This window comes from Variovorax multivorans (assembly GCF_051216835.1).
Lineage (GTDB): Bacteria > Pseudomonadota > Gammaproteobacteria > Burkholderiales > Burkholderiaceae_C > Variovorax.
In genome coordinates, this window is sequence record NZ_JBPJZL010000001.1 from 646,529 (window position 1) to 672,276 (window position 25,748).

Consider the following 25,748-nt stretch of genomic DNA (forward strand, 5'->3'; position numbering starts at 1 on the left):
ACGCCTGCTCCGTTGCGCGCAGTGAGGCCTATCGTTGAGGCCATGCAGGGCAGGAAGCCCGCAACTAGCAACTATTCAGGAGTCTGAAATGTCCACACGTATCCATTCCGAAACCAGCCTCTTGCTGCAAACGCAGGCCTCGTTCGCACGGGCCCACGCGCTCGCTGTGCAGAAGGTGCCCGTCGCGCTGACACTCTCGGCAATCATCCTGTCGATCATCAACGTCAAGCTGTAGCCCTGGTCAGTCCGGCTTGATGTCCGCCGACTTGATCACCTTCGACCAGGTCGCCAGTTCCTGGTCGACAAACTTCGCGAGCGTTGGCGAGTCCATGTAGGTCGCGAAAGCGCCCTGCTCGTCGACCTTCTTGCGGAAGGCTTCGCTCTCCACGATCTTCTTCAGCTCCGCGCCGAGCCTGGCAACGACTTCAGGCGGCGTCTTCGCCGGCGCGAACACCGCGAACCACGACTCGACCTCGTAGCCCGGCAGGCCCGCCTCGGCCGAGGTCGGTACGTTGGGCATCGACGGATGCCGCTTGGTGCCCGTATACGCCAGTGCCTTGATGCGCCCGCCCGCGAAGTGACCGATGACCGAGGGCGGCGTGGTGATGAACATGTCGACGTTGCCCGAGATCAGGTCATTGATGGCCGGGCCCGAGCCCTTGTAGGGCACGTGCGTCATCGCCTGCTTCGACTGCCGCGACAGCAGCTCGCCCGCGATGTGCTGGATCGAGCCGTTGCCCGACGAGGCGTAGAACAGGCCGCCCTCCTTCTTCTTGCCGTATTCGATGAGTTCCTTCATCGAGTTCACCGGCAGCTTGCCGCTTACCGCGACGACGTGCGGCGCGCGCATCACCATCGCCACCGGCACGAAGTCCTTCGTTGGGCTCCACCTGATGTTCGGATAGAGCGAGGGGTTGCCGACGTGGAAGCCCGAGTACTGCATCAGCAGCGTGTAGCCGTCCGGCGCGGCGCGCGCCACGAACTCGGTGCCGATGTTGCCGCTGGCGCCGGGCTTGTTGTCGATGACCACAGGCTGGCCCAGCGCGCGCTGCAGCGGATCGCCGACCATGCGCGCCATGATGTCGGTGGAGCCGGCCGGCGACGTGGGCACGATCATGGTGATTGGCTTCGAGGGCCAGGTGTCGGCGTTTGCAGCCGAAGCAGCCAGCGCGAGGCCGACCGCGAGAAGGCGGTGGATGGGTTTCATGGTTTGTCTCCGGTGGTTTTGTATTGGCTTGCAGTCTTCGGAGTTGCGCCGTCAGGGCGCCAGCTCCGATATCTCGATCAGGTTCAGGTCGGGGTCGCGCACATAGACCGAGCGGATGCGCGAGGTGGCGCCCGTACGCATCACCGGGCCTTCGAGGATCGGCACGTCGTGCTCCTTCAGCTGCACGATGACTTCTTCGAGCGGCACGCTGGCAATGAAGCACAGGTCGAGCGAACCCGGCGTCGGCAGTTGCGCCTTGGGCTCGAACTCGTGGCCCTTGATGTGCAGGTTGATCTTCTGGTTGCCGAAGCGAAAGGCCTTGCGGCCGGCGCCGAAGCTTTCGAGCGCCATGCCCATCACATCGACGTAGAAACGGGTGCAGGCTTCTTCGTGCGCAGTCGTCAGCACAAGGTGGTCCAGATGGTCGATCACGGGTGAAGCTCCTTCTGTCCGCGCTCCTTGGCACGGGTAACGATGTCGTTGAAATCCGCGGGCGGCGCATGCCGCGTCAGCCGATGACCTGCGCGCGAGACCTGGCTCGACAGCTCGTGCTGTACGAGCGACTCCAGCTCGGCCGCGGCGGCGATCAGGCCGTCCAGGTCCATGCCGGTGTCGTAGCTCATGCACTGCAGCATGTGCACCACGTCTTCGGTCGCCACATTGCCGGTCGCGCCCGGGGCATAAGGGCAACCGCCGATACCGCCGAGCGACATGTCCAGCCGGTGGATGCCGGCCTCGACGGCGGCCACGGTGTTTGCGAGGCCCATGCCGCGGGTGTTATGGAAGTGGGCGGTCCAATCCATCTGCGGGTGAGCCGCGATGACGTCCTCGCAAAGGGCCTGCACCTGCGTGGGATAGGCCATGCCCGTCGTATCGCACAGCGTGATGCCCTGCACCTCCAGCGCAGCGAAGCGGTCGATCCAGCCTCTTACCGCCGCCAGCGGCACCTCGCCCTCCATCGGGCAGCCGAACACGCACGAGAGCGACACGTTCACCGGCACTCCGGCCTGCTTCGCCAGCGCGACGACACCGGCCAGCTGCGCGAACGACTGCTCGCGCGTCATGCGCAGGTTGGCAAGGTTGTGCGTCTCGCTCACCGACATGACGATGTTGAATTCGTCGATGCGGCTCTCCAGCGCACGCTCGGCGCCACGCACATTCGGCACCAGCGCCGTGTAGATCACGCCGGGGCGCCGGGCGATGCGGTGCATCACCTCTTCGCCGTCGCGCAATGCCGGAATCGCCTTTGCCGAAGTGAACGACGTGACTTCGATCTTGGCGTAGCCCAGCCCGCTGAGCCGGTCGATCAGCGCGACCTTGTCGTCGGTGGGAATGAAGCGGCTCTCCATCTGGAAGCCGTCGCGGGTGGCGACCTCGTTGATGAGCAGCCGCGTGCCGTTGCCCGCCTTCATACGAGAAGCCCGCTTTCCGTGCGGCGCGCTGGCCAGCCGGTACTTTGCAGATCGCCGGTGTGCTCGCCAAGGCGCGGCGCGGGGTGCGCGATGCGGCCGGGCGTGGCGCTGAGCTTGGGCACTACGCCAGGCACCTTCAGCGTGGCACCGTCCGAAGTGGGCGCCTCCACGATCATCTCGCGCGCCAGATACTGCGGGTCGCTCGCGATGTCGGCCACGGTGTAGATGCGCCCGACCGGCACGCCGGCAGCGTCGAGTGCTGCCAGCACTTCGTCGCGGCTGCGCTGCTGCGTCCATGCCTCGATGGCGACGTCAATCTCCTCGACACGCCGCACGCGCCCATCGTTGTGCACGAGCTCGGCGTCGTTCTCCAGATCCGCACGCCCGATGGCCCGCATCAGCCGGCGGAAGATGCTGTCGCCATTGCCGGCCACCAGCACGTAGTGCCCGTCGTTGCAGCGGTAGGCGTTGGTCGGCGCGATGCCGGGCAACGCGCTGCCGGCGCGCTCACGCACCGCGCCGAAGGCGTCGTACTCGGGCAGCAGGCTTTCCATCACGTTGAACACCGACTCGTACAGCGCCACGTCGATGAACTGCCCTTCCCCGCCATGGGCCGTTCGGTGGTGCAGCGCGGTCAGCACGCCGATCACGCCATGCAGCGCCGCCAGCGTGTCGCCCAGCGACACCCCCACGCGCACCGGCACCCGCCCCGGCTCGCCGCTCAGATAGCGCAGCCCGCCCATCGATTCGCCGAGCACGCCGAAGCCGGGCTTGTCGCGATAAGGCCCGGTCTGCCCATAGCCCGAGATGCGCAGCATGATCAGCCGCGGGTTCAGCGCGTGCAGCTGCTCCCACCCCAGGCCCCAGCCTTCGAGCGTGCCGGGCTTGAAGTTCTCGATCAGCACGTCGGCCTCGAGCGCCAGCGCGCGCGCCGCCTCCTGGCCTTCGGCGCTGCGCAAGTCGAGACACACCGAACGCTTGTTGCGCGACTGCACCTCCCACCATGCCGACGTGCCGTCACGCAGCAGCCGCCACTTGCGCAGCGGGTCGCCGACACCAGCCGGCTCGACCTTGATCACGTCGGCGCCGAACTCCGCCAGCGTCTTGCCGGCGAACGGGCCGGCAATGAGCTGGCCGAGCTCCAGCACCTTCAGGCCTTCGAGTGCATTCATGTCCGCGTCCGTCTCCTTGTTGGGTAAGGTCCGACTCTAGGAACAGATTGCGATGGGCGGAATTGCTGTGACGGCAGCACTCCTTCGCAAAACGCGAAGGGGTGGCCGCGCCTCTCTAGAATCCGCCGATGCCCAGCCCGATCAACCCCGCTCGTGTCGACTTCGTGACGCTGCGCCTGTTCTGCGCAGTGGCGCAGTCGGGAAGCATCACCAAGGGCGCGGAGGCGTGCCACCTTGCGCTGTCGGCGGCGAGCCGGCGGCTTTCGGACTTCGAGGCAGCAACGGGATCGAAGCTGCTCGAACGCAGCGCGCAAGGCATCGCGCTCACGCCCGCCGGCCATGTGGCGATGCAGCATGCGATGCGGCTGTTCCAGGGCTTCGAGCAGTTCAGCAACGAGATAAACGACTATTCGAGCGGCGTGCGCGGGCACGTGCGTCTGTGGGCCAACATGTCGGCGCTGACCGAGTTCCTGCCCACGACGCTCGCGACTTTTCTCGCGCAGCATCCCGACATCCGAGTGGAGGTCGAAGAGCAATTGAGCGGCGACATCGTGCGCGCACTGGTCGACGGGCTCGCCGACGTCGGCGTGTTCGCGGAGAACACACCCGCCTATGGGCTCGACGTCGCGCCCTTCCAGACCGACGAGCTCGTGGTGCTGTGCGCAAAGCAGCATCCGCTGGCGCGCAGCCGCGTGAAGCAGGTCGACTTCAAGACCTGCCTCGCGCACGAATTCGTTGGCCTGAACCGCAGCAGTTCGCTGCTGGAGCTCACGTCGCGCGCGGCGGAGCAGGCCGGTATTCCGATGCGCCTGCGCGTGCAGGTGCGCAGCTTCGATGCGATGTGCCACATGATCGCGGCCAACCTCGGCATCGGCGTGGTGCCGCTGGCTGCGTGCAAGGCGCAGGTTGCGGCGCTCGATCTGAAGGTCGTGCGGCTCAAGGACGCGTGGGCCACGCGGCGGTTGCTGATGGCGACGAAGACGGGGGCGGCACTTTCGCCGGCGGCGCAATTGCTGGCTCGACATCTTCTGCAACAAGCAGGGCCGTGACGATGCAAGAGTTTCTGTTGTTCTGCGCGGGTGCCTTGCTGCTTGCGATCAATGTGCACATCACGATGCGCATCGTGGCGAGCGAGGAGCCCCTGTGGCGCAAGGTCCTGATCCTGTGGATGGTCTGGCTGATCCCGTTCCTTGGCGCCTGGCTTGCCAGGATCGGCATGCCAAGACCAACCCGCGCCGCGCCCGCTCGCCTCGGGACAAAGTCCGACGGTTTCACGGCCGACGCGGCGCCGGAGAACATCGCGCTGGGAGACGGCCCCGCATTTCCGCTGCACGAGCACATGGGGCTCTACAACGGACTCCCCCTGCTCGACTGGCAGGCGCTGAAGGAATGGGCCGACTCGATGAACGACGCCGACCTCCAACGCGCGGCCATCGAGCAGGGAAAGCGCGCATGGCTTCTTCACTTGAGGGACGCGCTGGGCTCGCACTTCCGCCTGTACGAATCAGGCAGCGCCTACGTTCTGTCGTCACTGGAAGATGTCGTCGTCGCCGCAACAGCCGCCTACGTGACGTCCACGCGCAAGCGAATTCAACGCGTCCTGGCCGGCATCGCGCATTTCGGCGCCAGTGACAAGAGCATCCTGTTGGTAGTGGACGACGAAGAAACGTACTACGACTACGTATCGAGCTACTACCCTGAAGGCGGCGAGTTCGCCTTCAGCGGCGGCATGTTCGTCGACGCTGGTTGCGCGCACTTTCTCGCGAAGCGGGCCGACCTTGCAGCCATCGAGCCCGTCATCGCGCACGAGATGACCCACAGCGCCCTCTCGCACCTCAAGCTGCCGAGGTGGCTGGATGAAGGACTGGCCGTCAACACCGAGCGCAAGCTGGCGGGCACGGGTGCCATGCTGTACACGCCGCAGGAATTGCAGCGCAAGCATCTGAAGTTCTGGGACGAAGCAAAGATCCAGGAATTCTGGTCCGGCCAGTCGTTCTTCAGAACGGACGACGGCAATCTCCTGTCCTACGAACTTGCACGCATCCTTGTCGAGCAGATGGGGCGAAACTGGGAGCTGTTCGCGCGCTTTGCATCGAATGCGAAGCGCGATGACGGCGGCGCCGAAGCCGCGCAGGACGTCTTCAGTGCAGACCTCGGCGCCTATGCCTGCGCACTGCTCGAACGGGAGCCCGACCCGAGCTGGGCGCCCAACCCGGCCGCCTGGGCCGAGCAGGAACCCGAAACCAGCCCCGCCTGACAGAGCATGGGCTCAAGCGGCCGTCATCCGCTTGACCGCCCCGATCCACTTCTCGAACGCCTTCATCTGGTCGCCGACGAACTTGCGGGTCGTCTCGTCGGTGCAGTTGCCTTCGGCATCGAACTTGCCGCCCGCGCCGCCGATGAAAACCTCGGGCTTCGCCAGCACCATCGCGTTCACGAACAGCAGCACGCGCCGCAAGTCGTACTGAACCCGCGCGCCCCCAACCGGCCCGGGCGATGCCGAGAGGATGGCCACCGGCTTGTGCGCGAAGGGCTGGTCTTCGCCGCGGCTGAGCCAGTCGATCATGTTCTTGAACCCGCCCGGAATCGAGAAGTTGTATTCGGGCGTGGCAATCACCACGCCGTCGGCGCGGCGGATGCGGTCGCGCAGCGCCTGCACCGACGCGGGGTAGCCCTTGGCGAACACGTCCGCGTCGAACACCGGCACCTCGCGCCATTCGACGACCTCCATGGCCATCGGCTCGGGCATCAGCGAGCCTGCGAGGTTCAGGGCGGCCCGGTTGATGGAGCCGGTGCGAAGACTGCCGCAGAGGCCGACGATGTCGAGGGTGCTCATTCGGTTTCCTGTTCTTGTGCTGGGGTTGGTGGTCGGCAACTATGGCGTCGGCCAAGCCATCGGGAAAGCGATTTTCATGGAAACCACTTTTCCTTCAAACGGAAAAGTCCGGCACGCAGCCGGACTCGAGGCTCAGTCGGTGCCCACCATCACGCTCGAAGCCTTGATCACCGCATAGGCATTCGCGCCTTCGGTCAGCTTCAGCGAATCGGCCGAGTTGCTGGTAAAGGTCGAGACAATCGCCGCCGCGCCGGCCGGCATAACCAAAGACTGACTTGCCCCGCAATGCCGGAGCGGCCAGACTTTGTGCATGGCCTCTCTCCCGCATCCATGACCGCCGGCAAGCCCGCACGGCGCCTGTCGGCCGTCCCCTCCACCTTGCGGATTCCCCTGGCCGCCCGGGCTTCGGGCGACGCGATGTTTCCGCAAGTGGCCGTGCGGGACGCATACGCCGCGGGCATCCTGGAGCAGATCCGCGACGACGGCCAGGCGCTGCCGGAAGACAGGGCGACCATCTACAGCATCCTCTCGCGCACCCGCCGCTTCCGCAGCCTGGCGCAGGACTTCCTCAAGCAGTACCCCGGCGGGCGCGTGGTGAACATGGGTTGCGGCCTTAGCCATTACTTCCAGTGGCTGGACGATGGCAAGTCCCGCATGACCGACGCCGACCTGCCCGAGGTGCTCGAAATGCGCCGCGAGCTGATCCCCGAGACGAATGAACGCCACGACCTGCGCGAGCTCGACCTGACCGCGCCCGACTGGTGGGAACAGCTGGGCCTGCCGCGCAAGCGCAACGCTGCGCCGGTGTTCCTGTTCACCGAAGGCGTGCTGATGTACCTGAAGCCCGAGCAGGTGCAGGCAGTGCTCGCCACCTTCGGCGAACGCGCGCCCGCAGGCTCGATGCTGGCCTTCGACGCCATGTGCTGGCTCGCGGTGGGGCGCGGAAAGCAGCATCCGTCGGTGCGCACGACCGGTGCCGAGTTCCTCTGGGGAATCCGTCGCTCTACCGAGCTGACGCAGCCCCATCCGCGCCTGCAGCTGACCGCCACTTACCGCGTGCTGGAGGGCATCGGCCTGCCCTACACGCTGTTCGCGCCGATGGTCATGCTGTTTCTCGGCGTGCCGCTGTATGCGCTCTACGCGCTGAAGGCGACGGACGTCGCCGATACATAAACGCACAATTTTGTGAAGTGCCGGCTTTGTCCGGCCCACGCTGCGCGGAATGGCTGACGCGGAGCGGCCCCGGGCCAGGTCAAGCTACCAGCTGTTCCCGGTCGCGGAGAATGCTCTATCGTCTTCGCTGCTTTTCTTTCTTCCCCCTCAAGATTCGCAACCCTCAAGAACCACATGCTTGATCGCCGATCCTTCCTTGCCGCCGGTGGTGCCGCTGCCGCACTTGCCGCCCTCGGACTGCCCCAGGAGGCACTGGCCGCCAACGGGCTGCAACTGAGCCAGCCCACCCCCTTCTCCTTCGACGCGTTGATCGCACAGGCGAAGTCGCTCGCCGCCAAGCCCTATGCGGCCGCGGCGCCGCTGGCACCCGAGGTGCTCGACCGCATCGACTATGACGCGCACGGCAAGATCAAGTTCGACCCCGCCAACGCCCTCTTTCGCGACGGGCCCGGCGCCTTCCCCGTTACCTTCTTCCACCTCGGGCGCTTCTTCCAGACGCCGGTGCGCATGCACGTGCTCGAGAACACCGACGGCGACGCGTTTGCGCGCGAGGTGCTCTACAGCCCCAACTACTTCTCGATGCCGCCCGACAGCCCCGCACGCGCGCTGCCGCCGGGCGCGGGCTTCGCGGGCTTTCGCCTGCAGGAAAGCCGCCTGGGCGACCAGAGCAAGCTCGACTGGCAGAAGAACGACTGGGTCGCCTTTCTCGGCGCCTCGTACTTTCGCGCGATCGGCGAGCTCTACCAGTACGGCCTGTCGGCGCGCGGCCTTGCGCTGGACGTGGCGGTGCCCGACAAGCCCGAGGAGTTTCCGACCTTCACGCGCTTCTACTTCGAGACGCCGGCCGCCAACAACACCACGTCGATGACGGTCTACGCGCTGCTCGAAGGGCCGAGCATCACGGGCGTGTTCAAGTTCATCATGCAGCGCGGCAAGGCCGTCATCATGGACATCGACGCACGCATGTTCCTGCGCCGCGACGTGTCGCGCCTGGGCCTGGTGCCGCTCACGTCGATGTACTGGTACTCCGAAACCATCAAGCCCACCGCCATCGACTGGCGTCCCGAGGTGCACGACTCCGACGGCCTCGCGATCTGGAACGGCGCGGGCGAGCGCATCTGGCGCCCGCTCAACAACCCCACGCAGACGCGCGCCTCGGCCTTCGCCGACACCAAGCCGCGCGGCTTCGGCCTGCTGCAGCGCGACCGCGCCTTCGACCACTACCAGGACGGCGTGAACTACGAGAAGCGCCCGAGCCTGTGGATCGAACCATTGGGCGACTGGGGCGAGGGTTCGGTGCAGCTCATCGAGATTCCGACCGACGACGAGATCCACGACAACATCGTCGCCTTCTGGGTGCCCAAGGCCGACGCAAAGGCCGGCTCGAGCTACAGCCTGCAATACCGGTTGCACTGGACCGACCAGGAACCCTTTCCGTCGCCGCTCGCGCGCTGCGTGGCCACGCGCATCGGGCGCGGCGGGCAGCCGGGCCAGCCGCGTCCGCAGGGCGTGCGCAAGTTCATGGTCGAGTTCATCGGACAGCCGCTGCAGGCCGTGCCCTTCGGCGTGAAGCCCGAGGTGATGCTGACGGCGGCGCGCGGCAAGTTCTCGTACGTCTTCGCCGAGGCCGTGCCCAACGGTGTGCCCGGCCACTGGCGTGCGCAGTTCGACTTCACGCCCGAAGGCAACGAGCCGATCGACATGCGCATGTACATGAAGAACGGCGACCAGACGTTGACCGAGACCTGGTTGTACCAGTACCAGCCAGGCTGAAACCGCAGGCGCTTCAGCGCTTGCCGGCCTTGTTGTAGGGCGCGAAGAGTTCCACCGCCCAGTCCACGAACACGCGCAGCTTGGCGCTCAGGTGCCGGTTGGTCGGGTACACCACGTGCAGGGGATACGGCTCGGGCGCCCAGCCCTGCAGCACCTCGACCAGCGCGCCGCTGGCCAGGTAGGGCGCGGCCATCACATCGAAGGTCTGTGCCACGCCCATGCCGGTGAGCATCGCGCTCAGGTGCGCCGTGCTCTCGTTCACGCCCACCACGGTGTGGCCGTGGATCTCGATGCGCTCCTCGCCGCGCCCATAGCGCAGCGGAATCGGCCGGTTGCTCAGCGACGAGAAGTAGCCCACCACGCGGTGCGTGCCGTCGCCGAGGTCCGCGGGCGTCTTCGGCACACCGTGGCGCTCCAGGTAGGCAGGCGTGGCGCAGGTCACGAAGGGCAAGGTCGCGATGCGGCGCGCCACGAGCGACTGGTCGGTCAGTTCGCCGGCACGGATCACGCAGTCGACCGCATCGCCGATCAGGTTCACCGGCCGGTCGCTCACGCCGATCTCGAGTTCGATCTCGGGATAGCGCGCATGGAACGTCGGCAGTTGCGGAATCAGGATCATGTTGGCCAGCGAGGAGCCGACGTCCACCCTCAGGCGCCCGCGCGGATTGGCCTGCGCGTTGGTGAGGTCGGACTCGATGTCTTCCAGTTCGGCCAGCACGCGCGCGGTGCGCTCGTAGTAGGCCGCGCCCTCGGGCGTGACCGTCACGCGCCGCGTGGTGCGCTGCAGCAGCTTCACGCGCAGATGCGTTTCGAGCTGCTGCACCATCTTCGTCACGGTGGGCTTGGGCATCTGCAGCGAGTCGGCAGCGCGCGTGAAGGTGCCGGCCTCGACCACGCGGGCAAACACGCGCATGGCGGTGATCTGGTCCATCGCCGGATTATTAGTGATCCGGAAACAAACAAATCCCGCGCGCCGTCTTGGTCCGCGTGGGGGTCGCGCCCAAACTTGCTTCTATCGACAACGCTGCATTGCAGCAATCACCAAGGAAGAAACCATGACCCTCAAGCTCGACGACAAGATCGCCCTCGTCACCGGCGGCACCAGCGGCATCGGCTTGGCCACCGCACAACGCTTCGTGGCCGAAGGCGCGCACGTGTTCATCACCGGCCGCCGCAAGGCCGAACTCGACGCGGCCGTGAAAGCCATCGGGCGCAACGTGACCGGCGTGCTCGGCGACGTGTCGAAGCTCGAAGACCTCGACCGGCTCTACGCCGCCATCAAGCAGGAGAAAGGCCGCCTCGACGTGCTGTTCGCCAACGCGGGCGGCGGCAGCCTGTTGCCGCTGGGGCAGATCACCGAGGAACACTTCGACAAGATATTCGGCACCAACGTGCGCGGCCTGCTCTTCACGGTGCAGAAGGCGCTGCCGCTGATGCCCAAGGGCTCGTCGATCGTGCTCAACGCATCGATCACCAGCATCAAGGGCAACCCGGCCTTCAGCGTCTACAGCGCGACCAAGGCGGCGGTGCGCAGCTTTGCGCGCAGCTGGACGGTGGACCTGAAGGACGCCGGCATTCGCGTGAACGCCGTGAGCCCAGGCGTGGTACCAACCCCCGCCTACGAACTGTTGGGCCTCACGGCGGAGCAGGTGCAGGGCTTCATCGAGGGACAAGCCCAGAACATCCCGCTGGGCCGGGTCGGCACGCCCGATGAAATTGCCAAGGCCGTGGTGTTCCTGGCCTCGGAGGACAGCAGCTTCGTCAACGGAATCGAACTCTTCGTCGACGGCGGCATGGCACAGATCTGACGATCAGCGCTTGGTGACGGACACCAACTCGACTTCGAAGTTCAGCGTGGCGTTCGGCGGAATCACGCCGCCGGCGCCGCGCGAACCATAGGCAATCGACGGTGGGCAGGTCAGCTTGGCCTTGCCGCCGGGCTTCATCTTCTGCACGCCTTCGGTCCAGCACGGGATCACGCCGTTGAGCGGGAACTCGGTGGGTTCGCCGCGCTTGTAGGAGCTGTCGAATTCCTTGCCCGTGTCGGGGAAGGTGCCGCGGTAGTGAACCTTGACCACGTCGGTGGCAGCGGGCGAAGCGCCAGTGCCTTCCTTGATCGACTGGTAGATCAGGCCGCTGGGCGTGGTCACGGGCGCGGACTGCGCGAACGCGGCGGGCATTGCAAAGACGGACACGAGAGCGGCACAGAAAAGAGACTTCACAAAACACCTCGAAGGTTGAGAGGCCCCGATTATGGCCAGCGGCTCATATCGGCCCATGCCGGCCTCGTTGGAACGGCCCTTGCTTTGCTGAAAGTGCACTGTCAACATTCACGCAGAGAGGAAGCCGCATGAACTCCACCGAAGCCAGCACTGGCGCAGCAGCGCCGGCCCATACCGGCACCGGCCATCTCAAGAAAGTGCTCGGCCCTGTCCAGCTCTGGGGCATTGCGGTGGGCCTCGTCATCTCGGGTGAGTACTTTGGTTGGAGCTACGGCTGGAACACGGCCGGCACGCTCGGCTTTCTGGTTGCCACGGTGCTGGTGGCCACCATGTACACCACCTTCATCTTCAGCTTCACCGAGCTATCGACCGCCATTCCGCATGCGGGTGGTCCTTTTGCCTATGCGCGGCGCGCCTTCGGGCCCAACGGCGGCTTCGTTGCGGGCTTTGCGACGCTGATCGAATTCGTCTTCGCGCCGCCGGCCATTGCGCTGGCGATCGGCGCATATCTCAACGTGCAGTTTCCGGGCATCAACCCGAAGTGGTTTGCGCTCGGCGCGTACGTGATCTTCATCGCGCTCAACTGGGTCGGCGTGGGCATTGCTGCGGCCTTCGAGCTTTTCGTGACGGTGCTGGCCATCGTCGAGCTGCTGGTGTTCATGGGCGTGGTCACGCCGGGCTGGACCATGGCCAACTTCGTGGCCAATGGCTGGGCCGGTGGCAGCGTGCTGAACGGCGCGGCCATCTCGGGCATCTTTGCGTCCATACCGTTCGCGATCTGGTTCTTTCTTGCCATCGAGGGCGCGGCCATGGCGGCCGAAGAGGCGCGCGACCCGCATCGCACCATTCCCATCGCATACACCACGGGCATCGTCACGCTGGTGGTGCTGGCCTTCGGCGTGATGATTTTCGCGGGCGGCGTGGGCGACTGGCGCAAGCTCGCCAACATCAACGATCCGCTGCCACAGGCCATGAAGGCCGTGGTGGGCGACAACAGCGGCTGGCTGCACATGCTGGTGTGGATCGGCCTGTTCGGGCTGATCGCTTCGTTCCACGGAATCATCATGGGCTACTCGCGCCAGATCTTCGCGCTGGCGCGCGCGGGCTACCTGCCGCGCTACTTCGCCGGTCTGAGCCCGCGCTTCGACACGCCGCACCGCGCGCTGCTGGCCGGCGGCGTGATCGGCGTCATTGCCATCTTCAGCGACGAGTGGGTGCAGTTCGGCGGCCAGACGCTCACCGCCAACATCGTGACCATGGCCGTGCTCGGCGCCATCGTGATGTATCTGATTTCGATGGCCGCGCTGTTCAAGCTGCGCCGCACTGAACCGAACCTGCTGCGCACCTACCGCGCGCCCTTCTACCCTGTGTTCCCGGCCATCGCGCTCGGGCTCGGCGTGGTGTGCCTGGGCGCGATGGTGTGGTTCAACGGCATGCTCACGCTGCTGTTCATCGTGCTGATGGCCGCGGCGTACGGCTACTTCCTGCTGACATCGGCGCAGCGCAAGGCGGCCGCGCCCGACGAGATGCTGTCTTCTTCGACCACTTCCGCCTGACACCTGACATCCGAAGAAAGATGCTGTATCGCACCACCATCGCCGACCAGGTCTTCGCCTTCGAAGACCTGCGGCAGGTCATGGCCTTCGCAAGCCCCGCGCGTTCGGGAGACTACCTCGCGGGCGTCGGCGCGGCCACCGCGCAGCAGCGCATGGCCGCGCGCCATGTGCTGGCCGACACGCCGCTCAAGCAGTTCCTCTCTGAAGCGCTGATTCCGTACGAGAGCGACAACATCACGCGCCTCATCATCGACAGCCACGACGCGCAGGCCTTCGCGCCGGTGTCGCACCTCACTGTCGGCGACTTTCGCAACTGGCTGCTGTCCGAGGCTGCCACCACCGCCACGCTCACCGCGCTCGCGCCGGGCCTCGCGCCCGAGATGGTGGCGGCCGTGTCCAAGATCATGCGCAACCAGGACCTTGTATCGGTCGCGAAGAAGTGCAGCGTGGTCACGCGCTTTCGCGACACCATCGGCCTGCCCGGCCACCTGGCCGTGCGCCTGCAGCCCAACCACCCGACCGACGACCTGCGCGGTGTGGCCGCCTCCACGCTCGACGGCCTGCTCTACGGCGCGGGCGATGCGGTGATCGGCCTCAACCCGGCTTCGGACAGCATGCCCGTGCTGGGCCAGTTGCTGCACATGCTCGACGAGGTGATCCAGCGTTTCGAGATTCCCACGCAAAGCTGCGTGCTCACGCACGTGACCAACACGCTCAAGCTGGCCGAAGCCGGTGCACCGGTGGACTTGGTGTTCCAGTCGATCGCGGGCACCGAGAAGGCGAACCTCTCCTTCGGCGTGACGCCCGAACTGCTCGACGAGGCCTATGCGGCGGCGCTGTCGCTCAAGCGCGGCACCATTGGCGACAACGTCATGTACTTCGAGACCGGCCAGGGCAGCGCGCTCTCGGCCAACGCCAACTTCGGCGTCGACCAGCAGACCTGCGAGGCACGCGCCTATGCGCTGGCGCGGCGCTACAAGCCCTTTCTCATCAACACTGTTGTCGGCTTCATCGGGCCGGAGTATCTGTACGACGGCAAGCAGATCATTCGCGCCGGGCTCGAGGATCACTTCTGCGGCAAGCTGCTGGGCCTGCCCATCGGCTGCGACATCTGCTACACCAACCACGCCGAGGCCGACCAGGACGACATGGACACGCTGCTCGTGCTGCTGGGCACGGCGGGCATCAACTTCATCATGGGCATCCCGGGTGCGGACGACGTGATGCTCAACTACCAGAGCACTTCTTTCCACGACGCGCTGTTCCTTCGCGAAACGCTGGGCCTGAAGCGCGCGCCGGAGTTCGAGGCATGGCTGCAGCGCATGCAGATCACCAATGCGGCCGGCCAGCTGGCGCCGCCCTCTTCCAACCGGCTGCTGGCCGACATGAGCGGGCTGTCCGCACTCGCGTCATGAGCGATTCACCGGTCACCCCCAACCCCTGGGCGCAATGGCGCTCGGCCACGCCCGCCCGGCTGGCACTGGGCCGCGCAGGCGCCGGCATGCCGACCGACGAGACACTGCGCTTCGGATGGGCGCATGCGATGGCGCGCGACGCAATTCATGCCGCGCTCGACGTCGATGCGCTCGAAGCCGCATTGACCGCGCAGCGCTGGGAAGTGGCGCGCGCACGCAGCCGCGCCGCGGATCGCACCGAATACCTGCGCCGGCCCGATCTCGGCCGCCAGCTCGATGAAGACGCAGCCACGCGCCTGCTCGGCGACCGGCGCTACGGCTGCGATGTCTGCGTGGTGGTCGGCGACGGGCTCTCCTCGCTCGCGGCAGCCCGTCATACGGTGCCACTGCTCGCGGCATTGCGATCGCACCTGCCGCCCGACACGAGCTTCGCACCCGTGGTCATCGCCACGCAGGCGCGCGTCGCGCTGGCCGACGAGGTAGGCGAACTGTTCGGTGCGGCGCTCTCGGTCATGCTGATCGGGGAGCGGCCCGGCCTCAGCTCGCCCGACAGCCTCGGCATCTACCTGACCCATTCGCCCAAGCGCGGCCGGCACGACGCCGAGCGCAACTGCATCTCGAACGTGCGCCCCGAAGGCCTGCCCTACGAAGTGGCCGCGTTCAAGCTGGCATGGCTGATGCGAGAGTCCCTGCGCAGGGGACTGACCGGCATCGGGCTCAAGGACGAGAGCGATCTCGCGGTGCTTGAACAGCGCCAGGCGCCATCGCTCGCGCGCTGAGCACAACCCACAAGCGGCAACGCCAGAACTGTCACGAGCGCTTCGTACGCTCGTCATCGTCTTTTTTTGTCCAACGCATGCACTCAAACAGGAAAAAAGCAATGCAACGTCGCCTCCTTCTTCTCTCGCCAATTGCCGCTGCGATGGCTGCGGCCGGCTGTGCCAGCCTCTCGTCTTCCACGGGGCCGGCCCTTTCGCCCGGCCACTGGGACGCCTTCAACCGCGCGCAGATCGAGGGCCTGATCGCCAGCCTCGGCAAGGGCAGCCCGGGCTACAACGCCGCAAAGCCGCCGTACGTGGTGTTCGACTGGGACAACACCAGCGTCTTCCTCGACATCGAAGAGGCCTCGCTCATCTACCAGCTCGAGAACCTCGTCTTCGGCGCCACGCCCGCGCAGCTCGAAGTGGCGCTGCGCAAGAACATTCCGAAGAAAGACTTCCTGCCCGCGTACAACAACGCGGCCGGCCAGCCAGTGAACATCGACCGCGTGGTGCCCGACATCGTCGCGAGCTACACGTGGCTCTACCAGAACTACAAGGGCCTGAAGGGCGACCAGTCGCTGGCCGTGGTGGCACTGAGCCCGCATTACGGCGCATTCACCACCAAGGTGCGCTACCTCTACGAAGCCATTGGCGACACCTTCGACCACGACACGGCCTACCCGTGGGTGACGTATCTCTTCGCCGGCATGACCGAGGCGCAGGTGCGCAAGCTCACGGCCGACACGGTGGCGTGGCAGCTGAAGGAGCCGGTCGCCAAGGTCAAGTGGACTTCGCCCACAGCACTGCCGGGCCGCGCGGGCGTGGTCTCGGTGAGCTGGAAGAACGGCCTGCGCCTGCAGCCCGAAATGCAGGAGCTGTACGCCGCCTTCCGCAACGCGGGCTTCGACGTGTGGGTGTGCTCGGCGTCGTTCGTCGATGTGATCAAGGAGATCTCGTCGAACCCCGCCTTCGGCTACAACAACCCGCCCGAGCGCGTGCTCGCAATGGAACTGGAGCGCGACGCCAGCGGCATGATCCAGCCCGAGTTCCGCCGCGGCTACGACCAGACGCAGGGCCCGGGCAAGACGAAGAACATCCAGCGCTTCCTGGTCAGCAAGTACGGCTACGGCCCGAGCTTCGTGGCCGGCGACAGCGAAGGCGACCAGAACATGATGGCCGACTTTGCAGACACGAAGAAGGTGCTGATCGTCAATCGCCTGCGCGATCCGAAGACCGACATCGGCAAGTTCTCGGCCATGGCGGTGCAGAACTATGGCAAGGCCGACACGCGCTACCTGCTGCAGGGGCGCGACGACAACACGGGCGCCTGGGTACCCTCGCAGCTGCACACGCCGCTGGGTGCAGCACAGGGCAAGGCGCTGAAGTAAACGCGGCGCACCGGGGGCGGTTGCCTATGATCCCTGGCATCGATCACCAGGAGACAACATGGCCACAGACCGCTACCCCCTTGCCGAACTGAAAGACCTGCCCGAGGACATCCGCATCGCGATCCTCGCCGTGCAGGAAAAGGCCGGCTTCGTGCCCAATGTGTTCCTCGGCCTGGCGCGCCGCCCCGCCGAGTGGCGCGCGTTCTTCGCGTACCACGACGCGCTCATGCTCAAGGAAGAAGGCTCGCTCACCAAGGGCGACCGCGAGATGATCGTCACCACCACCAGCGCGGCCAACCAGTGCTTGTACTGCGTGGTGGCGCACGGCGCGCTGCTGCGCATCTACGAGAAGAAGCCGCTGGTGGCCGACCAGGTGGCGGTGAACTACCGCAAGGCCGACATTACGCCGCGCCAGCGCGCGATGCTCGACTTTGCTATGAAGGTCTGCGACCGCTCGCACGAGATCGACGACAGCGACTTTCCGCCGCTGCACGCCCATGGCTTCGACGACGAGGACATCTGGGACATCGCGGCCATCACCGCCTTCTTCGGCCTGAGCAACCGCCTGGCCAGCTTCAGCGGCATGCAGCCGAACAACGAGTTCTTCCTCATGGGGCGGCTGCCCCGCGAGAAGAAGTAGCCGGGCCCGCTCAGGCCTTCGCGCGGCAGGATGCGAGGGCGTCCAGTGCCGGCTTGTAGGTGGGCGTGGTCACATCCATCACGCCAAGCACCGTGTGATACAGGTTGTCGTGCGTGAGCGGCGCATCGAGCCCCGCCTCCATGCACGAGCGCGAGAGCTTGCGCCGCTCGCTCATGCCTTCGCTGAACCACGTGACCATGGGCACGTGCTTCTGCGCCTCGGGCGCGAAGCTGTAGGGCACACCATGCAGGAACAGGCCGTACTCGCCGAGCGACTCGCCGTGGTCGCTTACGTACAGCATCGCCGGGTCGTATTGCTTCGATTGCGCCTTGAGCCAGTCGATGGTCTGGCCGAGGAAGCGATCGGTCTGCACGATCGAGTTGTCGTACACGTTCATCAGCTCCGCGTGGCCGCACTCGGCCAGCGCATTGGTCTTGCACTCGGGCAGGAAGCGCTTCACGTCGGGCGCCGAGCGCTTGTAGTACGCCGGGCCGTGGCTGCCCATCTGGTGCATCACCAGCACGATGCCCTTGGCGCGGCGCTCGGCCGGCAACGCGGCGATGCGCTCGTCCAGGCCCTTGAGCATCACGTCGTCGAGGCATTCGTCGCCGTCGCACAGCGCCTTCTTCGTGGCGGCATCGAGGCCGTCGAAGGCCGAGGCGTTCGGAATGCGGGTGCAGACGTCCTTGCAGCCGGCCTGGTTGTCGAGCCAGAACACGGCCAGCCCGGCGGCCTGCAGCACGTCGACCAGGTTCTCGTAGTCGTCCTTGCGCGATTCGTAGCCCTGCTTGCCCAGCGGCGAGAACATGCACGGCACCGAGGCCAGCGTGTTGGTGCCGCAGGAATGCACGTCGCGGTAGCTCAGCACGCCGCGCTTGGCCAACTCGGGCGTGGTGTCGCGCGCATAGCCGTTGAGGGCGAAATGGTCGGCGCGCGCCGTCTCGCCCACCACCACCACGAACAGCGGCGGCTTGGTCTGGGCCGCATAGCTCGCGCCCAGCGCCGTGCCGGCGGTGATCGGAATCAGCTTGCCGCTGCGCTTGAACAGTGGCTTGATGAGCAGCGAACCCGTGGAATAGAGGGTCGCGATGGGGTTCATCATGTAGCGCAGATGAACGTTGTTGCGCATCAGCGGCGCCAGCTCGCGGTTCATGGACACAGCCGCACCCAGCGCCACGACCACCGACAGCAGCAGCAGCGCCATGTTGCGCCAGAGCTTCGACAGGATGCCCATCGGCGCGACGCGCACCCGCCACAGCAACCAGGCCGCGGGCAGCACCACCACCCCCACGTTGAAGGCCATGCGCCAGCTCAGCAGGTCGCGCGCCTCGTTCGGGTCGGTCTGCAGCGCGTTGGCGATCATGGTCGGGTCCATCACCACGCGGTACTCGAGCATGTAGTGCTGCACCACCGCAGCCAGCACGACCACGGCGAGCCACAGCGGCTTCATCCATCGCGACCAGGCTGTGAGCGACAGCATGGCCGCCGAGCCGCACAGCGTGAGCAGGCTCATGACCACGATGGTCGACATGTAGGTGCTCGGCGCACCGCCGATGCGGGCCAACTCGTTCCACAGCGGCCAGTTGGTGGTCAGGACGAGGTAGAGGCTGAGCCACAGGACGACCACGGCGGCCGAACGCGGCCGCTCCAGCCACAGATTGAAGCGCACCCACGGGCCGCCGGAGGCAGGCGAGTGTGGCGTTTTGGAGTCAGAAGTACCCACCCGCTGCAATGGGGCGGGAGCGATTCGCGAAACAGACATGCGGCGAATGTAACGAACCCGCCTGAAGGGAGGCTGAACTGACTATTCAGTCAGTGTTCAGGCTGGCCCTGCGCATCCTCAGCATCCTCATCTTCGAACGCCGCCGCGCCACGTACGCACCAGAGGCCGCCAAGCTCAGCGGCCGGCTCACGCCGCGTTCCACCACGATCGACACCAGCGCACCCAGCATCGCCGCCGCCACGATGTCAGAGGGGAAATGCAGGCCCAGGTACACCCGGCTCCACGCCACCACGGCGGCCACCAGCAGCGCCGCCAGCATGGGCCAGCGAGAAGGCAGGCACCAGAGCGCAAAGGCCGCGGCAAAGGTGCCGGCCGCATGCAGGCTCGGGAAACCGGGCCGCACGCCCTGCGGCACCCACTGGATGCCCAGGCCATAGAACGCAGGCCGGGGAATCGGCGCCACCGCACGGATCATGTTCACGATCAGCCACACGGCCAGCACACTCATCAGCACCGTGAACAGCGCATAGCGCCAGCGCCGGCTGAACAGTGCACAGACCCCGATGGCGAGCGTCAACAGAGCCGGCAGCAGGTCGGAGGAAAACTCGGCGAAGCCCAGGCTCCACGCCGGCACCGACATGCCCGCGTTGACCAGCCTGAACAGCGCGAAATCAAGATCCTGCATGTGCGGGCACCGCCGGCCTCACTGCGCGCGAGCCGAAGCGCGTTACCCCCACCTCGATGGCAAAGCCCACCACCCAGCAGACCCAGGCCGTCCAGAGCGTGTGGCTCATGTAGTGGGCGCCGCGCAGCTGCTGCGACACACCCAGCACGAGCCCTGCAACCAACGCAACCCCCAGCCAGATTGCTGCAGCGCGGGACGACACCCGGCGCAGCACGAAATAACCACCCACGTAGGCAAAAGCAGCCGACGCGTGGCCGGCCGGGAAGCACCCGCCAGGGCCGCCGTCGTCGACGCCCCATGACCAGTGCGACACGTAACGCGCCATGCCGCCGAACTCCTGCAGGTCCCAGGGGCAGCTGGTGTGGCTGGCATGCTTGAGCAGGCTGACGGCAATCACCGAGCCCAGCACGGTCAGGGCCAATTGCACGCGGCCGCCGGTGCTCAGGCGGCGCAGCAGACCGAAGGGCCAGCGGATCGCGGCGAACAGCGTGATCACGAGCACCCAGCTGAGGTCGCGAGCGCCCTCATGCATCACATGAACCATGAAAGGGCTGTCGCGCAGGGGAAACCCGATGTGGGAACCTGCCATGCGCGCCAGCATCAGATCCCCGCCCGTCGCGTCCCACGCCATCAGTGCAACCAGTGCGATGAGGGTCAGAACCCCCAGACGAAAATTGGGAAAGCGAGTCATGGACGAAGGCAGGACTGAAAAACAGTCGCGAGCCTACGTTTGCGGAATGAACCGAGCCTGAAGCAAGATGAACCGAACCTGACTGAAAGGCCCGGTGCAACTCGGTGACGCTAGACTGCAATTTTTCTTGGAAAGACATGCGTGCGCATATTGCTGGTCGAAGATGACAGTGCATTGGCAGATGCCGTCTGCAGCTATCTGTTGGCCAAGGCTTTCGTGGTCGACGTGGCGCCCAGCCTGGCCGACGCGCGCGGCGCCTTGCTCTCGGTGCAGTACGCAGCCGTGCTGCTCGACCTGCACCTGGGCGACGGCGACGGCCTCTCGCTGCTGCCGCAGATTCGCGCCCTGCCCGAGCGCCCCATCGTCATCGTGCTGACGGCGCGCGACCAGGTAACAGACCGCATCCGCGGCCTGGACGCCGGCGCCGACGACTACCTCATCAAGCCTTATGACCCCGCCGAACTGCTGGCGCGCCTGCGCGCGGTCGAGCGGCGCCGCAGCTCCAGCAGCTCGCCGGTGCTGCAGCTCGGCACGCTCGAGATCGACCTGGCGCACGACATGGTGCGCAAAGACGGCTCACCGATCACACTGACGCAGAAGGAATGGGCGCTGCTGCGCGTCATGGCCACACGGCCCGAACGCATTCACACGCGCGAGAACCTCGCCGATGCGCTCTACGGCTTCGGCGACGAGGCCGACAGCAACACGCTCGAAGTCTTCATCAGCCGCCTGCGGCGCAAGCTCGGACGCAGCCACATCCAGACGCTGCGCGGCCTCGGCTACCGGCTGTCGTTCTCTGCGGACGACGACGAATGAGCTCCAGCAGCTTCGCGGCCGGCCGCGACTCGCTCGCCGGCCGGCTGACCCGCACGCTGATCGTCTGGGTCGGCGGCGTTTGGCTGCTGTGCGTGTTCGCCGTGGTCTGGTATGTGGACCGCGAGATCAACCACAACTTCGACAACGAACTGGTCGAGGTCTCGCACCGCATGTTCGCGATGGCAGTGCAGGAACTGGAAAAGCTGCAGCACCCGGGCCAGGAGCCGCCGCGCGAACCGCTGATCGCGCCCAAGCAGCTGTTCTCGGAAGACGCGGTGATCTACCAGATCGTCGACCTGCACGAGCATGTGATGCTGCGCTCCGCCGAGGCGCCCGCGGACACCTTCGACGTGCCGCTGGCCGCCGGCTTCGCGAACAACCCGACCTGGCGCATCTACACCGTGCGACACCCGACCCTGGGCCTGTTCTTCCAGGTGGCAGACCCGCTCGACGAACGCCGCCGCGCCCTCAACCGCACGCTCTTCGGCCTGATCATTCCGCTCGGCGCAGTGCTGCCGCTGCTCGCTCTGGTGCTGCGCAACGTGGCGCGCACCGAGCTGCGGGTGCTGCAGGATCTGGCCGGCGAGATCGAGAAGCGCAGCGGCGCCGACCTGAGCCCGATCGCCCTGCCCGGCGGGTTGCCCAAGGAGCTGCGCACTGTCGGCGACCATGTCAACCGGTTGCTGGAGCGGCTGTCGCACTCGCTCGACGTGGAGCGCGCCCTGGCGGCCAATGCCGCGCACGAGCTGCGCACGCCGCTCGCCGCCGCCCGCCTGCGGCTGCAGACCGCGCTGGAGCACGACCTGCAGCGCAACGACGTGCAGGCCGCGCTCGATGCGCTGCGTACCCTCAGCCACCGCACCGAGAAGCTGCTGCAGCTGTCGCGCGCGGAATCGGGCGCCTCGCTCGCGCGCACGCGGGTCGACCTGGTGCAGCTTGCCGGCACCGTGGCGCAGGAGTTCTGGCAAGACCCGCAGAATGCCGAGCGACTCATGCTCAAGGTACCCGACAGCGTCGTGCCACTGGCCCTCGGCGACGTCGATGCGCTCGCAATTGCCCTGCGCAACCTGGTGGAGAACGCGCTGCGCTACGGCGGCGGCCGCGTCGTGATCGAGGTGATGGCGCCTTGCACCTTGGCCGTGCGCGACACCGGCCACGGCGTTACGCCGGCGCAGCTCGAAACCCTGCGCGAGCGCCACGTGCGCCACAGCTCCGACCGCGCGGGCTATGGGCTGGGCATTTCGATCGTGGGCACCATCGTCGAGAAGCACGGCGCAAAGCTCGAACTCTCGTCGCCGCCCGTGGGTGCGGCGCACGGCTTCGAGGCGCGCATCGTGCTGCGGCCGGCCTGAGCCTCCTCAGCGGCGGGCGGTTTCCCTTTTCGGCACAAAGTCGTAGGAGTTGTCGAAGCCGAACTGCTCGGCGTCGTACATCGCCTTCATCTTCTTCACGAGATGCCGCTGCACCGGCTTGGGCAACGCAAAGTAGTTGTCATTGGCCGTGGTCTTGCGATCACCGTCCAGGTGGCCGGTGATGGCGTGGATCGTCGCCTTGCGGCCCAGATGGAAAGTGACGATCTTGATGCGCCCCACGTAGTCGTCGTTGTCGATGTGATCGGAGTCAACGGGGTTGAAGAAGCGATACACGAGGATCGGGTCGACCAGCCCGTCGCCGTCGATGTCCGCGAGTTCGATGAGCTTCGAGCGAAAGTTGACGCCGGCCTCGTCCTTGTTGGCGAAGTCGCGGATCGACCATTCACGGGTCAAGGTGTTGTCGCCGCCCACCTTGTAGAGCGAGGCCTGGATGGCCGAGGACAGCAGTTCCCCGGCGTATGGCTCGTCCTGCTTCTCGCCGAGCAGCAAGACATAGCTGCCCGACTTGTCGGTGTAGCAATAGCGCTTGAATGCGGGGAGTTCAAGCCCGGCCTTCTTCAGCGCCTCGGCGCTCAGATACGGCGCATTGGCTGCACATTCGTTCTTGCCGGGTGGGGTCTTCTGGGCATGGCTGCCGGTGGCGAGCAATGCCAGGAGCGTTAACGCCAGGAGCTTCCGCTTCATCGGACCGCAGCTCACTCGCTCACCAGCGCACGCAGCCAGTCTGGCAGCGCCAGCGCCTTCTGCTTCGGAAAGTCGACCCAGATGGTGGTCGCGCCTCCGGCCGCGCAGATCACGTCGGGTTCTTCCTCGCGAGCCATGGTGCCCCAGCTCTCGAAGGTGGTGCGGCCGGGGTCGCTCACGTACATCTTGAGCAGCACGTTGCCCGGGTATTCGATCTGGCGGTAGAAATTGCAGAAGGCGTTGACGATCACCATGCCCTCGCCGCTCGGCTCGGGCTCGAAGCCGATGGAGTGCATCCAGTCGATGCGCGCGGTTTCGAGGTAGCGAAAGTACGTGCCGTTGTTCAAGTGGCCCATTGCATCCATGTCGCCCCAGCGGATCGGGATCGACGTTTCATACACGAGCTTTTTCTTTTCGGGGATTTCGATTCTCATCGGTGCGCCTTGATGGATGCGAGGATGCCCAGCACGAACAGCAGCGCCGCCGCCCACTCGGCGGCCTGCGGCCAGCGGCCGTCCCAGACAAAGGAATAGAACAGCGCGAACAGCGTTTCGCTGACGATCAGCTGGCCGCACAGACTGGCGGACAAGCGCTGGCTCGCGACGTTCCAGAGGATGGTCGCCAGCCACGACGAGCCGAAGCCGCTCGCCAGCGCGATCCACACGAACAGCATGCCGTCGGGCTGTGCCTTCAGAGTGGCCACGTCGCTGCCCGCGACCAGCCACAGCAGCAAGGCGCCCAGGCCGGTCGCCACGCCGAGCCAGTTGGCCCAGTCGGTTGCATTGAGCTTGGTGTGGCGCTGCAGCCAGGCGGCATTGAGCAGGCCGTACACCGTCCAGCTTGCCATTGCGGCCAGGGCCAATGCGATGCCCCAGCCGAAGCGGGCACCGCCGCTGCCTGCGCCGTGCTGTGCGGACCATGCGCCGTAGATCATCAGCGCGATGCCTGCGCCCGTGAGCAGCAGCCCCGGCAGCAGCGCGCGCATCTGCAGGCCGACGGGCCGGCCCAGCAACATCATCCAGACAGGGATCGTGCCGATGATGAGGCTGGGCACCTCGGTGCCCGCCGCCTCGATGCCGAAGGCCAGCAGCAGGTAGTAACCAGTGAAGCCCAGCACGCTGAGCCCCAGGGCCGCGAGCGCCTGCCGCCCGTTCGGCCAGCGCACCGCAGCCGGCCGCGCGAACACGGCCAGGGCAGAGACCGCGCCGAACACCGCGAAGCGCGAGGCCGTGATGTCCACCATGCCGAAGTGGCCCACCATGCGCGGCGCCACGAAGGTCAGGCCCCAGAGCGCACCCGCAGCCAGCCCGGCCGCAATGCCGACCCAAGCCCGCGGACTCAGAGCGAGAACCCGTCGTCGGCCGCGATGACGGCGCCGTTCACGAAGTGGCTCTGGCCGCTGGCCAGCAGCACGATCAGGCCGTCCAGGTCCTCGGGCTTGCCCACGCGCTTGCGCGGCAGCATGTTGACCAGCTTGGCACCACCTTCGGTGCTCCAGTGCTCCTCGTTGAGCTCCGTGGTGATGTAGCCCGGGCACAGCGCGTTCACGTTGATGCCGAAACGGCCCCATTCGAGCGCCATGGCCTTCGTCATCTGCACCACCGCGATCTTGCTCATGCAGTAAGTGCCGATCTGCGGCATGACCTTGAGCGCGGCAGCTGAAGCGATGTTGATGATGCGCCCACCGATGTAGGTGCCCGGCGCCGTGCCCTTGGCGCGAGCCAGCATGCGCTTGCCCACTTCTTGCGCCACGAAGAAGGAGCCCTTCACGTTGGTGTCGAAGATGTAGTCGTAGTCGTCGGGGGTCACGTCCTCCAGGCGCTGCGTGGTGCTCACGCCCGAGTTGTTGACCAGGATGTCGATGGCGCCCACCTCGGTCTCGGCGCGCGCAACTGCCGCCTTGATGCTGCCGATGTCGGTCACGTCGAGCTCGACCACGTGGGCGTCGCCGCCCTCGCCTTCGATGCGTGCGCGCAGTTCCTTGAGCTTCTCGACGCGGCGACTGGCCAGCACCACTGCGGCGCCGGCACGGGCAAGGGTTTTCGCGAACTGGGCGCCGAGCCCGCTGGAGGCGCCGGTGACGAAGGCCACGCGGCCGGAAAGATCGATGCTGTAAGCCATGAACTGAATCCTGTGGAGTCGCGCAGGTGACGCCCAAGCGCCCCGCCCACGAGTGACACGGACCGCCCGTGGACGCCGCATAAAATGCCCCGCAACCCGG

Annotated in this window: 28 protein-coding genes; 13 read left to right on the forward strand and 15 right to left on the reverse strand. The window is 66.3% G+C overall.

The window, feature by feature from the left end; genetic code table 11:
* Positions 1 to 88 precede the first annotated feature (88 nt).
* Positions 89 to 235, forward strand: coding sequence for a hypothetical protein (locus tag ACSFCA_RS03060; protein WP_176928800.1), 147 nt, complete (start codon positions 89 to 91; stop codon positions 233 to 235).
* 6 nt (positions 236 to 241) lie between these two features.
* Here ACSFCA_RS03060 and ACSFCA_RS03065 read toward each other — a convergent pair whose 3' ends face one another.
* Genes ACSFCA_RS03065 through ACSFCA_RS03080 form a run of 4 tightly spaced genes read right to left on the reverse strand, consistent with a single transcriptional unit; the run spans position 242 to position 3,791 of the window.
* Positions 242 to 1,207 (reverse strand): Bug family tripartite tricarboxylate transporter substrate binding protein, encoded by a 966-nt coding sequence (locus tag ACSFCA_RS03065; protein ID WP_435458578.1) that lies wholly within the window; start codon positions 1,205 to 1,207, stop codon positions 242 to 244.
* Between the two features lie 51 nt (positions 1,208 to 1,258).
* Positions 1,259 to 1,639 carry a VOC family protein gene (locus ACSFCA_RS03070; protein ID WP_435458579.1) on the reverse strand — a complete coding sequence of 127 codons (381 nt, stop codon included), beginning with the start codon at positions 1,637 to 1,639 and terminating at the stop codon, positions 1,259 to 1,261.
* Entirely contained in the window at positions 1,636 to 2,619 is a 984-nt protein-coding gene (locus ACSFCA_RS03075; protein ID WP_435458580.1) for a hydroxymethylglutaryl-CoA lyase, read from the reverse strand. Before ACSFCA_RS03075 ends, ACSFCA_RS03070 begins: the two co-directional genes overlap by 4 nt.
* Complete coding sequence (locus ACSFCA_RS03080; RefSeq protein WP_435458581.1) at positions 2,616 to 3,791, reverse strand: CaiB/BaiF CoA transferase family protein; 1,176 nt, start codon at positions 3,789 to 3,791, stop codon at positions 2,616 to 2,618. Before ACSFCA_RS03080 ends, ACSFCA_RS03075 begins: the two co-directional genes overlap by 4 nt.
* Positions 3,792 to 3,919: 128 nt before the next feature.
* Here ACSFCA_RS03080 and ACSFCA_RS03085 point away from each other — a divergent pair, with 128 nt between their 5' ends.
* Together ACSFCA_RS03085 and ACSFCA_RS03090 are read left to right on the forward strand one after the other, a co-directional pair.
* Positions 3,920 to 4,840 (forward strand): LysR family transcriptional regulator, encoded by a 921-nt coding sequence (locus tag ACSFCA_RS03085; RefSeq protein ID WP_435458582.1) that lies wholly within the window; start codon positions 3,920 to 3,922, stop codon positions 4,838 to 4,840.
* A 2-nt stretch (positions 4,841 to 4,842) separates the two neighbouring features.
* On the forward strand, positions 4,843 to 6,048 hold the full coding sequence (locus ACSFCA_RS03090; protein WP_435458583.1) for a hypothetical protein: 1,206 nt from the start codon (positions 4,843 to 4,845) through the stop codon (positions 6,046 to 6,048).
* 12 nt (positions 6,049 to 6,060) lie between these two features.
* On the opposite strand, the gene ACSFCA_RS03095 is transcribed toward ACSFCA_RS03090, so the two are convergent.
* Positions 6,061 to 6,627 (reverse strand): NADPH-dependent FMN reductase, encoded by a 567-nt coding sequence (locus tag ACSFCA_RS03095; RefSeq protein ID WP_435458584.1) that lies wholly within the window; start codon positions 6,625 to 6,627, stop codon positions 6,061 to 6,063.
* Positions 6,628 to 6,759: 132 nt separating this feature from the next.
* Positions 6,760 to 6,939 (reverse strand): TOBE domain-containing protein, encoded by a 180-nt coding sequence (locus ACSFCA_RS03100; RefSeq protein ID WP_435458585.1) that lies wholly within the window; start codon positions 6,937 to 6,939, stop codon positions 6,760 to 6,762.
* Positions 6,940 to 6,957: 18 nt separating this feature from the next.
* Between ACSFCA_RS03100 and ACSFCA_RS03105 the strand changes: the two genes are divergently transcribed.
* Both ACSFCA_RS03105 and ACSFCA_RS03110 read left to right on the forward strand, forming a co-directional pair.
* The gene (locus ACSFCA_RS03105) at positions 6,958 to 7,800 is read left to right on the forward strand and encodes a class I SAM-dependent methyltransferase (protein WP_258354204.1); all 843 of its coding nucleotides are present in this window, start codon (positions 6,958 to 6,960) and stop codon (positions 7,798 to 7,800) included.
* Between the two features lie 174 nt (positions 7,801 to 7,974).
* A complete protein-coding gene (locus tag ACSFCA_RS03110; RefSeq protein ID WP_435458586.1) occupies positions 7,975 to 9,573 on the forward strand; it encodes an OpgD/OpgG family glucan biosynthesis protein in 1,599 nt (532 codons plus the stop codon).
* Positions 9,574 to 9,586: 13 nt separating this feature from the next.
* Here ACSFCA_RS03110 and ACSFCA_RS03115 read toward each other — a convergent pair whose 3' ends face one another.
* Positions 9,587 to 10,504 (reverse strand): LysR family transcriptional regulator, encoded by a 918-nt coding sequence (locus ACSFCA_RS03115; protein WP_093055611.1) that lies wholly within the window; start codon positions 10,502 to 10,504, stop codon positions 9,587 to 9,589.
* Positions 10,505 to 10,628: 124 nt separating this feature from the next.
* Between ACSFCA_RS03115 and ACSFCA_RS03120 the strand changes: the two genes are divergently transcribed.
* Positions 10,629 to 11,381, forward strand: a complete 753-nt coding sequence (locus tag ACSFCA_RS03120) for an SDR family NAD(P)-dependent oxidoreductase (RefSeq protein ID WP_435458587.1) — start codon at positions 10,629 to 10,631, stop codon at positions 11,379 to 11,381.
* 3 nt (positions 11,382 to 11,384) lie between these two features.
* On the opposite strand, the gene ACSFCA_RS03125 is transcribed toward ACSFCA_RS03120, so the two are convergent.
* Entirely contained in the window at positions 11,385 to 11,753 is a 369-nt protein-coding gene (locus ACSFCA_RS03125; RefSeq protein WP_176928807.1) for an FKBP-type peptidyl-prolyl cis-trans isomerase, read from the reverse strand.
* Positions 11,754 to 11,923: 170 nt separating this feature from the next.
* Between ACSFCA_RS03125 and eat the strand changes: the two genes are divergently transcribed.
* The 5 genes from eat to ACSFCA_RS03150 all read left to right on the forward strand — a co-directional run bounded on the left by eat (position 11,924) and on the right by ACSFCA_RS03150 (position 17,555).
* On the forward strand, positions 11,924 to 13,351 hold the full coding sequence (gene eat, locus ACSFCA_RS03130; protein WP_093055605.1) for an ethanolamine permease: 1,428 nt from the start codon (positions 11,924 to 11,926) through the stop codon (positions 13,349 to 13,351).
* Positions 13,352 to 13,371: 20 nt separating this feature from the next.
* Positions 13,372 to 14,766, forward strand: coding sequence for an ethanolamine ammonia-lyase subunit EutB (locus ACSFCA_RS03135; protein WP_435458588.1), 1,395 nt, complete (start codon positions 13,372 to 13,374; stop codon positions 14,764 to 14,766).
* Positions 14,763 to 15,545: an ethanolamine ammonia-lyase subunit EutC gene (gene eutC, locus ACSFCA_RS03140; RefSeq protein ID WP_093055602.1), complete on the forward strand. Its 783-nt coding sequence runs from the start codon at positions 14,763 to 14,765 to the stop codon at positions 15,543 to 15,545. The genes ACSFCA_RS03135 and eutC overlap by 4 nt, the downstream gene beginning before the upstream one ends.
* Before the next feature lie 101 nt (positions 15,546 to 15,646).
* The gene (locus tag ACSFCA_RS03145) at positions 15,647 to 16,915 is read left to right on the forward strand and encodes an HAD family hydrolase (protein WP_435458589.1); all 1,269 of its coding nucleotides are present in this window, start codon (positions 15,647 to 15,649) and stop codon (positions 16,913 to 16,915) included.
* 58 nt (positions 16,916 to 16,973) lie between these two features.
* Positions 16,974 to 17,555: a peroxidase-related enzyme gene (locus tag ACSFCA_RS03150; RefSeq protein WP_435458590.1), complete on the forward strand. Its 582-nt coding sequence runs from the start codon at positions 16,974 to 16,976 to the stop codon at positions 17,553 to 17,555.
* A gap of 10 nt (positions 17,556 to 17,565) precedes the next feature.
* Here ACSFCA_RS03150 and ACSFCA_RS03155 read toward each other — a convergent pair whose 3' ends face one another.
* Genes ACSFCA_RS03155 through ACSFCA_RS03165 form a run of 3 tightly spaced genes read right to left on the reverse strand, consistent with a single transcriptional unit; the run spans position 17,566 to position 20,654 of the window.
* Positions 17,566 to 19,317, reverse strand: a complete 1,752-nt coding sequence (locus ACSFCA_RS03155; RefSeq protein ID WP_435458591.1) for a phosphoethanolamine transferase — start codon at positions 19,315 to 19,317, stop codon at positions 17,566 to 17,568.
* Positions 19,318 to 19,363: 46 nt separating this feature from the next.
* On the reverse strand, positions 19,364 to 19,963 hold the full coding sequence (locus ACSFCA_RS03160; protein WP_435458592.1) for a phosphatase PAP2 family protein: 600 nt from the start codon (positions 19,961 to 19,963) through the stop codon (positions 19,364 to 19,366).
* The gene (locus ACSFCA_RS03165; RefSeq protein ID WP_258354196.1) at positions 19,950 to 20,654 is read right to left on the reverse strand and encodes a phosphatase PAP2 family protein; all 705 of its coding nucleotides are present in this window, start codon (positions 20,652 to 20,654) and stop codon (positions 19,950 to 19,952) included. The genes ACSFCA_RS03160 and ACSFCA_RS03165 overlap by 14 nt, the downstream gene beginning before the upstream one ends.
* Positions 20,655 to 20,795: 141 nt before the next feature.
* Here ACSFCA_RS03165 and ACSFCA_RS03170 point away from each other — a divergent pair, with 141 nt between their 5' ends.
* Together ACSFCA_RS03170 and ACSFCA_RS03175 are read left to right on the forward strand one after the other, a co-directional pair.
* On the forward strand, positions 20,796 to 21,470 hold the full coding sequence (locus tag ACSFCA_RS03170) for a response regulator transcription factor (protein ID WP_435458593.1): 675 nt from the start codon (positions 20,796 to 20,798) through the stop codon (positions 21,468 to 21,470).
* Positions 21,467 to 22,822 (forward strand): sensor histidine kinase, encoded by a 1,356-nt coding sequence (locus ACSFCA_RS03175; protein ID WP_258354194.1) that lies wholly within the window; start codon positions 21,467 to 21,469, stop codon positions 22,820 to 22,822. The genes ACSFCA_RS03170 and ACSFCA_RS03175 overlap by 4 nt, the downstream gene beginning before the upstream one ends.
* A 6-nt stretch (positions 22,823 to 22,828) precedes the next feature.
* Here ACSFCA_RS03175 and ACSFCA_RS03180 read toward each other — a convergent pair whose 3' ends face one another.
* From ACSFCA_RS03180 to ACSFCA_RS03195, 4 genes are all read right to left on the reverse strand, one after another.
* Entirely contained in the window at positions 22,829 to 23,527 is a 699-nt protein-coding gene (locus ACSFCA_RS03180; RefSeq protein WP_258354193.1) for a M949_RS01915 family surface polysaccharide biosynthesis protein, read from the reverse strand.
* Between the two features lie 11 nt (positions 23,528 to 23,538).
* The gene (locus ACSFCA_RS03185; RefSeq protein ID WP_435458594.1) at positions 23,539 to 23,961 is read right to left on the reverse strand and encodes an acyl-CoA thioesterase; all 423 of its coding nucleotides are present in this window, start codon (positions 23,959 to 23,961) and stop codon (positions 23,539 to 23,541) included.
* Positions 23,958 to 24,788 carry a DMT family transporter gene (locus tag ACSFCA_RS03190; protein WP_435458663.1) on the reverse strand — a complete coding sequence of 277 codons (831 nt, stop codon included), beginning with the start codon at positions 24,786 to 24,788 and terminating at the stop codon, positions 23,958 to 23,960. The genes ACSFCA_RS03185 and ACSFCA_RS03190 overlap by 4 nt, the downstream gene beginning before the upstream one ends.
* A 77-nt stretch (positions 24,789 to 24,865) precedes the next feature.
* A complete protein-coding gene (locus ACSFCA_RS03195) occupies positions 24,866 to 25,648 on the reverse strand; it encodes an SDR family oxidoreductase (protein ID WP_435458595.1) in 783 nt (260 codons plus the stop codon).
* Positions 25,649 to 25,748: the final 100 nt, after the last annotated feature.

Coding starts and splice junctions, on each gene's coding strand:
- ACSFCA_RS03180 (WP_258354193.1), bottom strand. CDS start 23,527: ATGAAGCGGAAGCTCCTGGCGTTAACGCTCCTGGCATTGCTCGCCACC.
- ACSFCA_RS03165 (WP_258354196.1), bottom strand. CDS start 20,654: ATGACTCGCTTTCCCAATTTTCGTCTGGGGGTTCTGACCCTCATCGCA.
- ACSFCA_RS03075 (WP_435458580.1), bottom strand. CDS start 2,619: ATGAAGGCGGGCAACGGCACGCGGCTGCTCATCAACGAGGTCGCCACC.
- ACSFCA_RS03060 (WP_176928800.1), top strand. CDS start 89: ATGTCCACACGTATCCATTCCGAAACCAGCCTCTTGCTGCAAACGCAG.
- ACSFCA_RS03125 (WP_176928807.1), bottom strand. CDS start 11,753: ATGCCCGCCGCGTTCGCGCAGTCCGCGCCCGTGACCACGCCCAGCGGC.
- ACSFCA_RS03110 (WP_435458586.1), top strand. CDS start 7,975: ATGCTTGATCGCCGATCCTTCCTTGCCGCCGGTGGTGCCGCTGCCGCA.
- ACSFCA_RS03155 (WP_435458591.1), bottom strand. CDS start 19,317: ATGTCTGTTTCGCGAATCGCTCCCGCCCCATTGCAGCGGGTGGGTACT.
- ACSFCA_RS03135 (WP_435458588.1), top strand. CDS start 13,372: ATGCTGTATCGCACCACCATCGCCGACCAGGTCTTCGCCTTCGAAGAC.
- ACSFCA_RS03115 (WP_093055611.1), bottom strand. CDS start 10,504: ATGGACCAGATCACCGCCATGCGCGTGTTTGCCCGCGTGGTCGAGGCC.
- ACSFCA_RS03185 (WP_435458594.1), bottom strand. CDS start 23,961: ATGAGAATCGAAATCCCCGAAAAGAAAAAGCTCGTGTATGAAACGTCG.
- ACSFCA_RS03145 (WP_435458589.1), top strand. CDS start 15,647: ATGCAACGTCGCCTCCTTCTTCTCTCGCCAATTGCCGCTGCGATGGCT.
- ACSFCA_RS03105 (WP_258354204.1), top strand. CDS start 6,958: ATGACCGCCGGCAAGCCCGCACGGCGCCTGTCGGCCGTCCCCTCCACC.
- ACSFCA_RS03085 (WP_435458582.1), top strand. CDS start 3,920: ATGCCCAGCCCGATCAACCCCGCTCGTGTCGACTTCGTGACGCTGCGC.
- ACSFCA_RS03195 (WP_435458595.1), bottom strand. CDS start 25,648: ATGGCTTACAGCATCGATCTTTCCGGCCGCGTGGCCTTCGTCACCGGC.
- ACSFCA_RS03080 (WP_435458581.1), bottom strand. CDS start 3,791: ATGAATGCACTCGAAGGCCTGAAGGTGCTGGAGCTCGGCCAGCTCATT.
- ACSFCA_RS03100 (WP_435458585.1), bottom strand. CDS start 6,939: ATGCACAAAGTCTGGCCGCTCCGGCATTGCGGGGCAAGTCAGTCTTTG.
- eat (WP_093055605.1), top strand. CDS start 11,924: ATGAACTCCACCGAAGCCAGCACTGGCGCAGCAGCGCCGGCCCATACC.
- ACSFCA_RS03175 (WP_258354194.1), top strand. CDS start 21,467: ATGAGCTCCAGCAGCTTCGCGGCCGGCCGCGACTCGCTCGCCGGCCGG.
- ACSFCA_RS03065 (WP_435458578.1), bottom strand. CDS start 1,207: ATGAAACCCATCCACCGCCTTCTCGCGGTCGGCCTCGCGCTGGCTGCT.
- ACSFCA_RS03160 (WP_435458592.1), bottom strand. CDS start 19,963: ATGCAGGATCTTGATTTCGCGCTGTTCAGGCTGGTCAACGCGGGCATG.
- ACSFCA_RS03095 (WP_435458584.1), bottom strand. CDS start 6,627: ATGAGCACCCTCGACATCGTCGGCCTCTGCGGCAGTCTTCGCACCGGC.
- ACSFCA_RS03090 (WP_435458583.1), top strand. CDS start 4,843: ATGCAAGAGTTTCTGTTGTTCTGCGCGGGTGCCTTGCTGCTTGCGATC.
- eutC (WP_093055602.1), top strand. CDS start 14,763: ATGAGCGATTCACCGGTCACCCCCAACCCCTGGGCGCAATGGCGCTCG.
- ACSFCA_RS03190 (WP_435458663.1), bottom strand. CDS start 24,788: ATGGTGGGCCACTTCGGCATGGTGGACATCACGGCCTCGCGCTTCGCG.
- ACSFCA_RS03120 (WP_435458587.1), top strand. CDS start 10,629: ATGACCCTCAAGCTCGACGACAAGATCGCCCTCGTCACCGGCGGCACC.
- ACSFCA_RS03150 (WP_435458590.1), top strand. CDS start 16,974: ATGGCCACAGACCGCTACCCCCTTGCCGAACTGAAAGACCTGCCCGAG.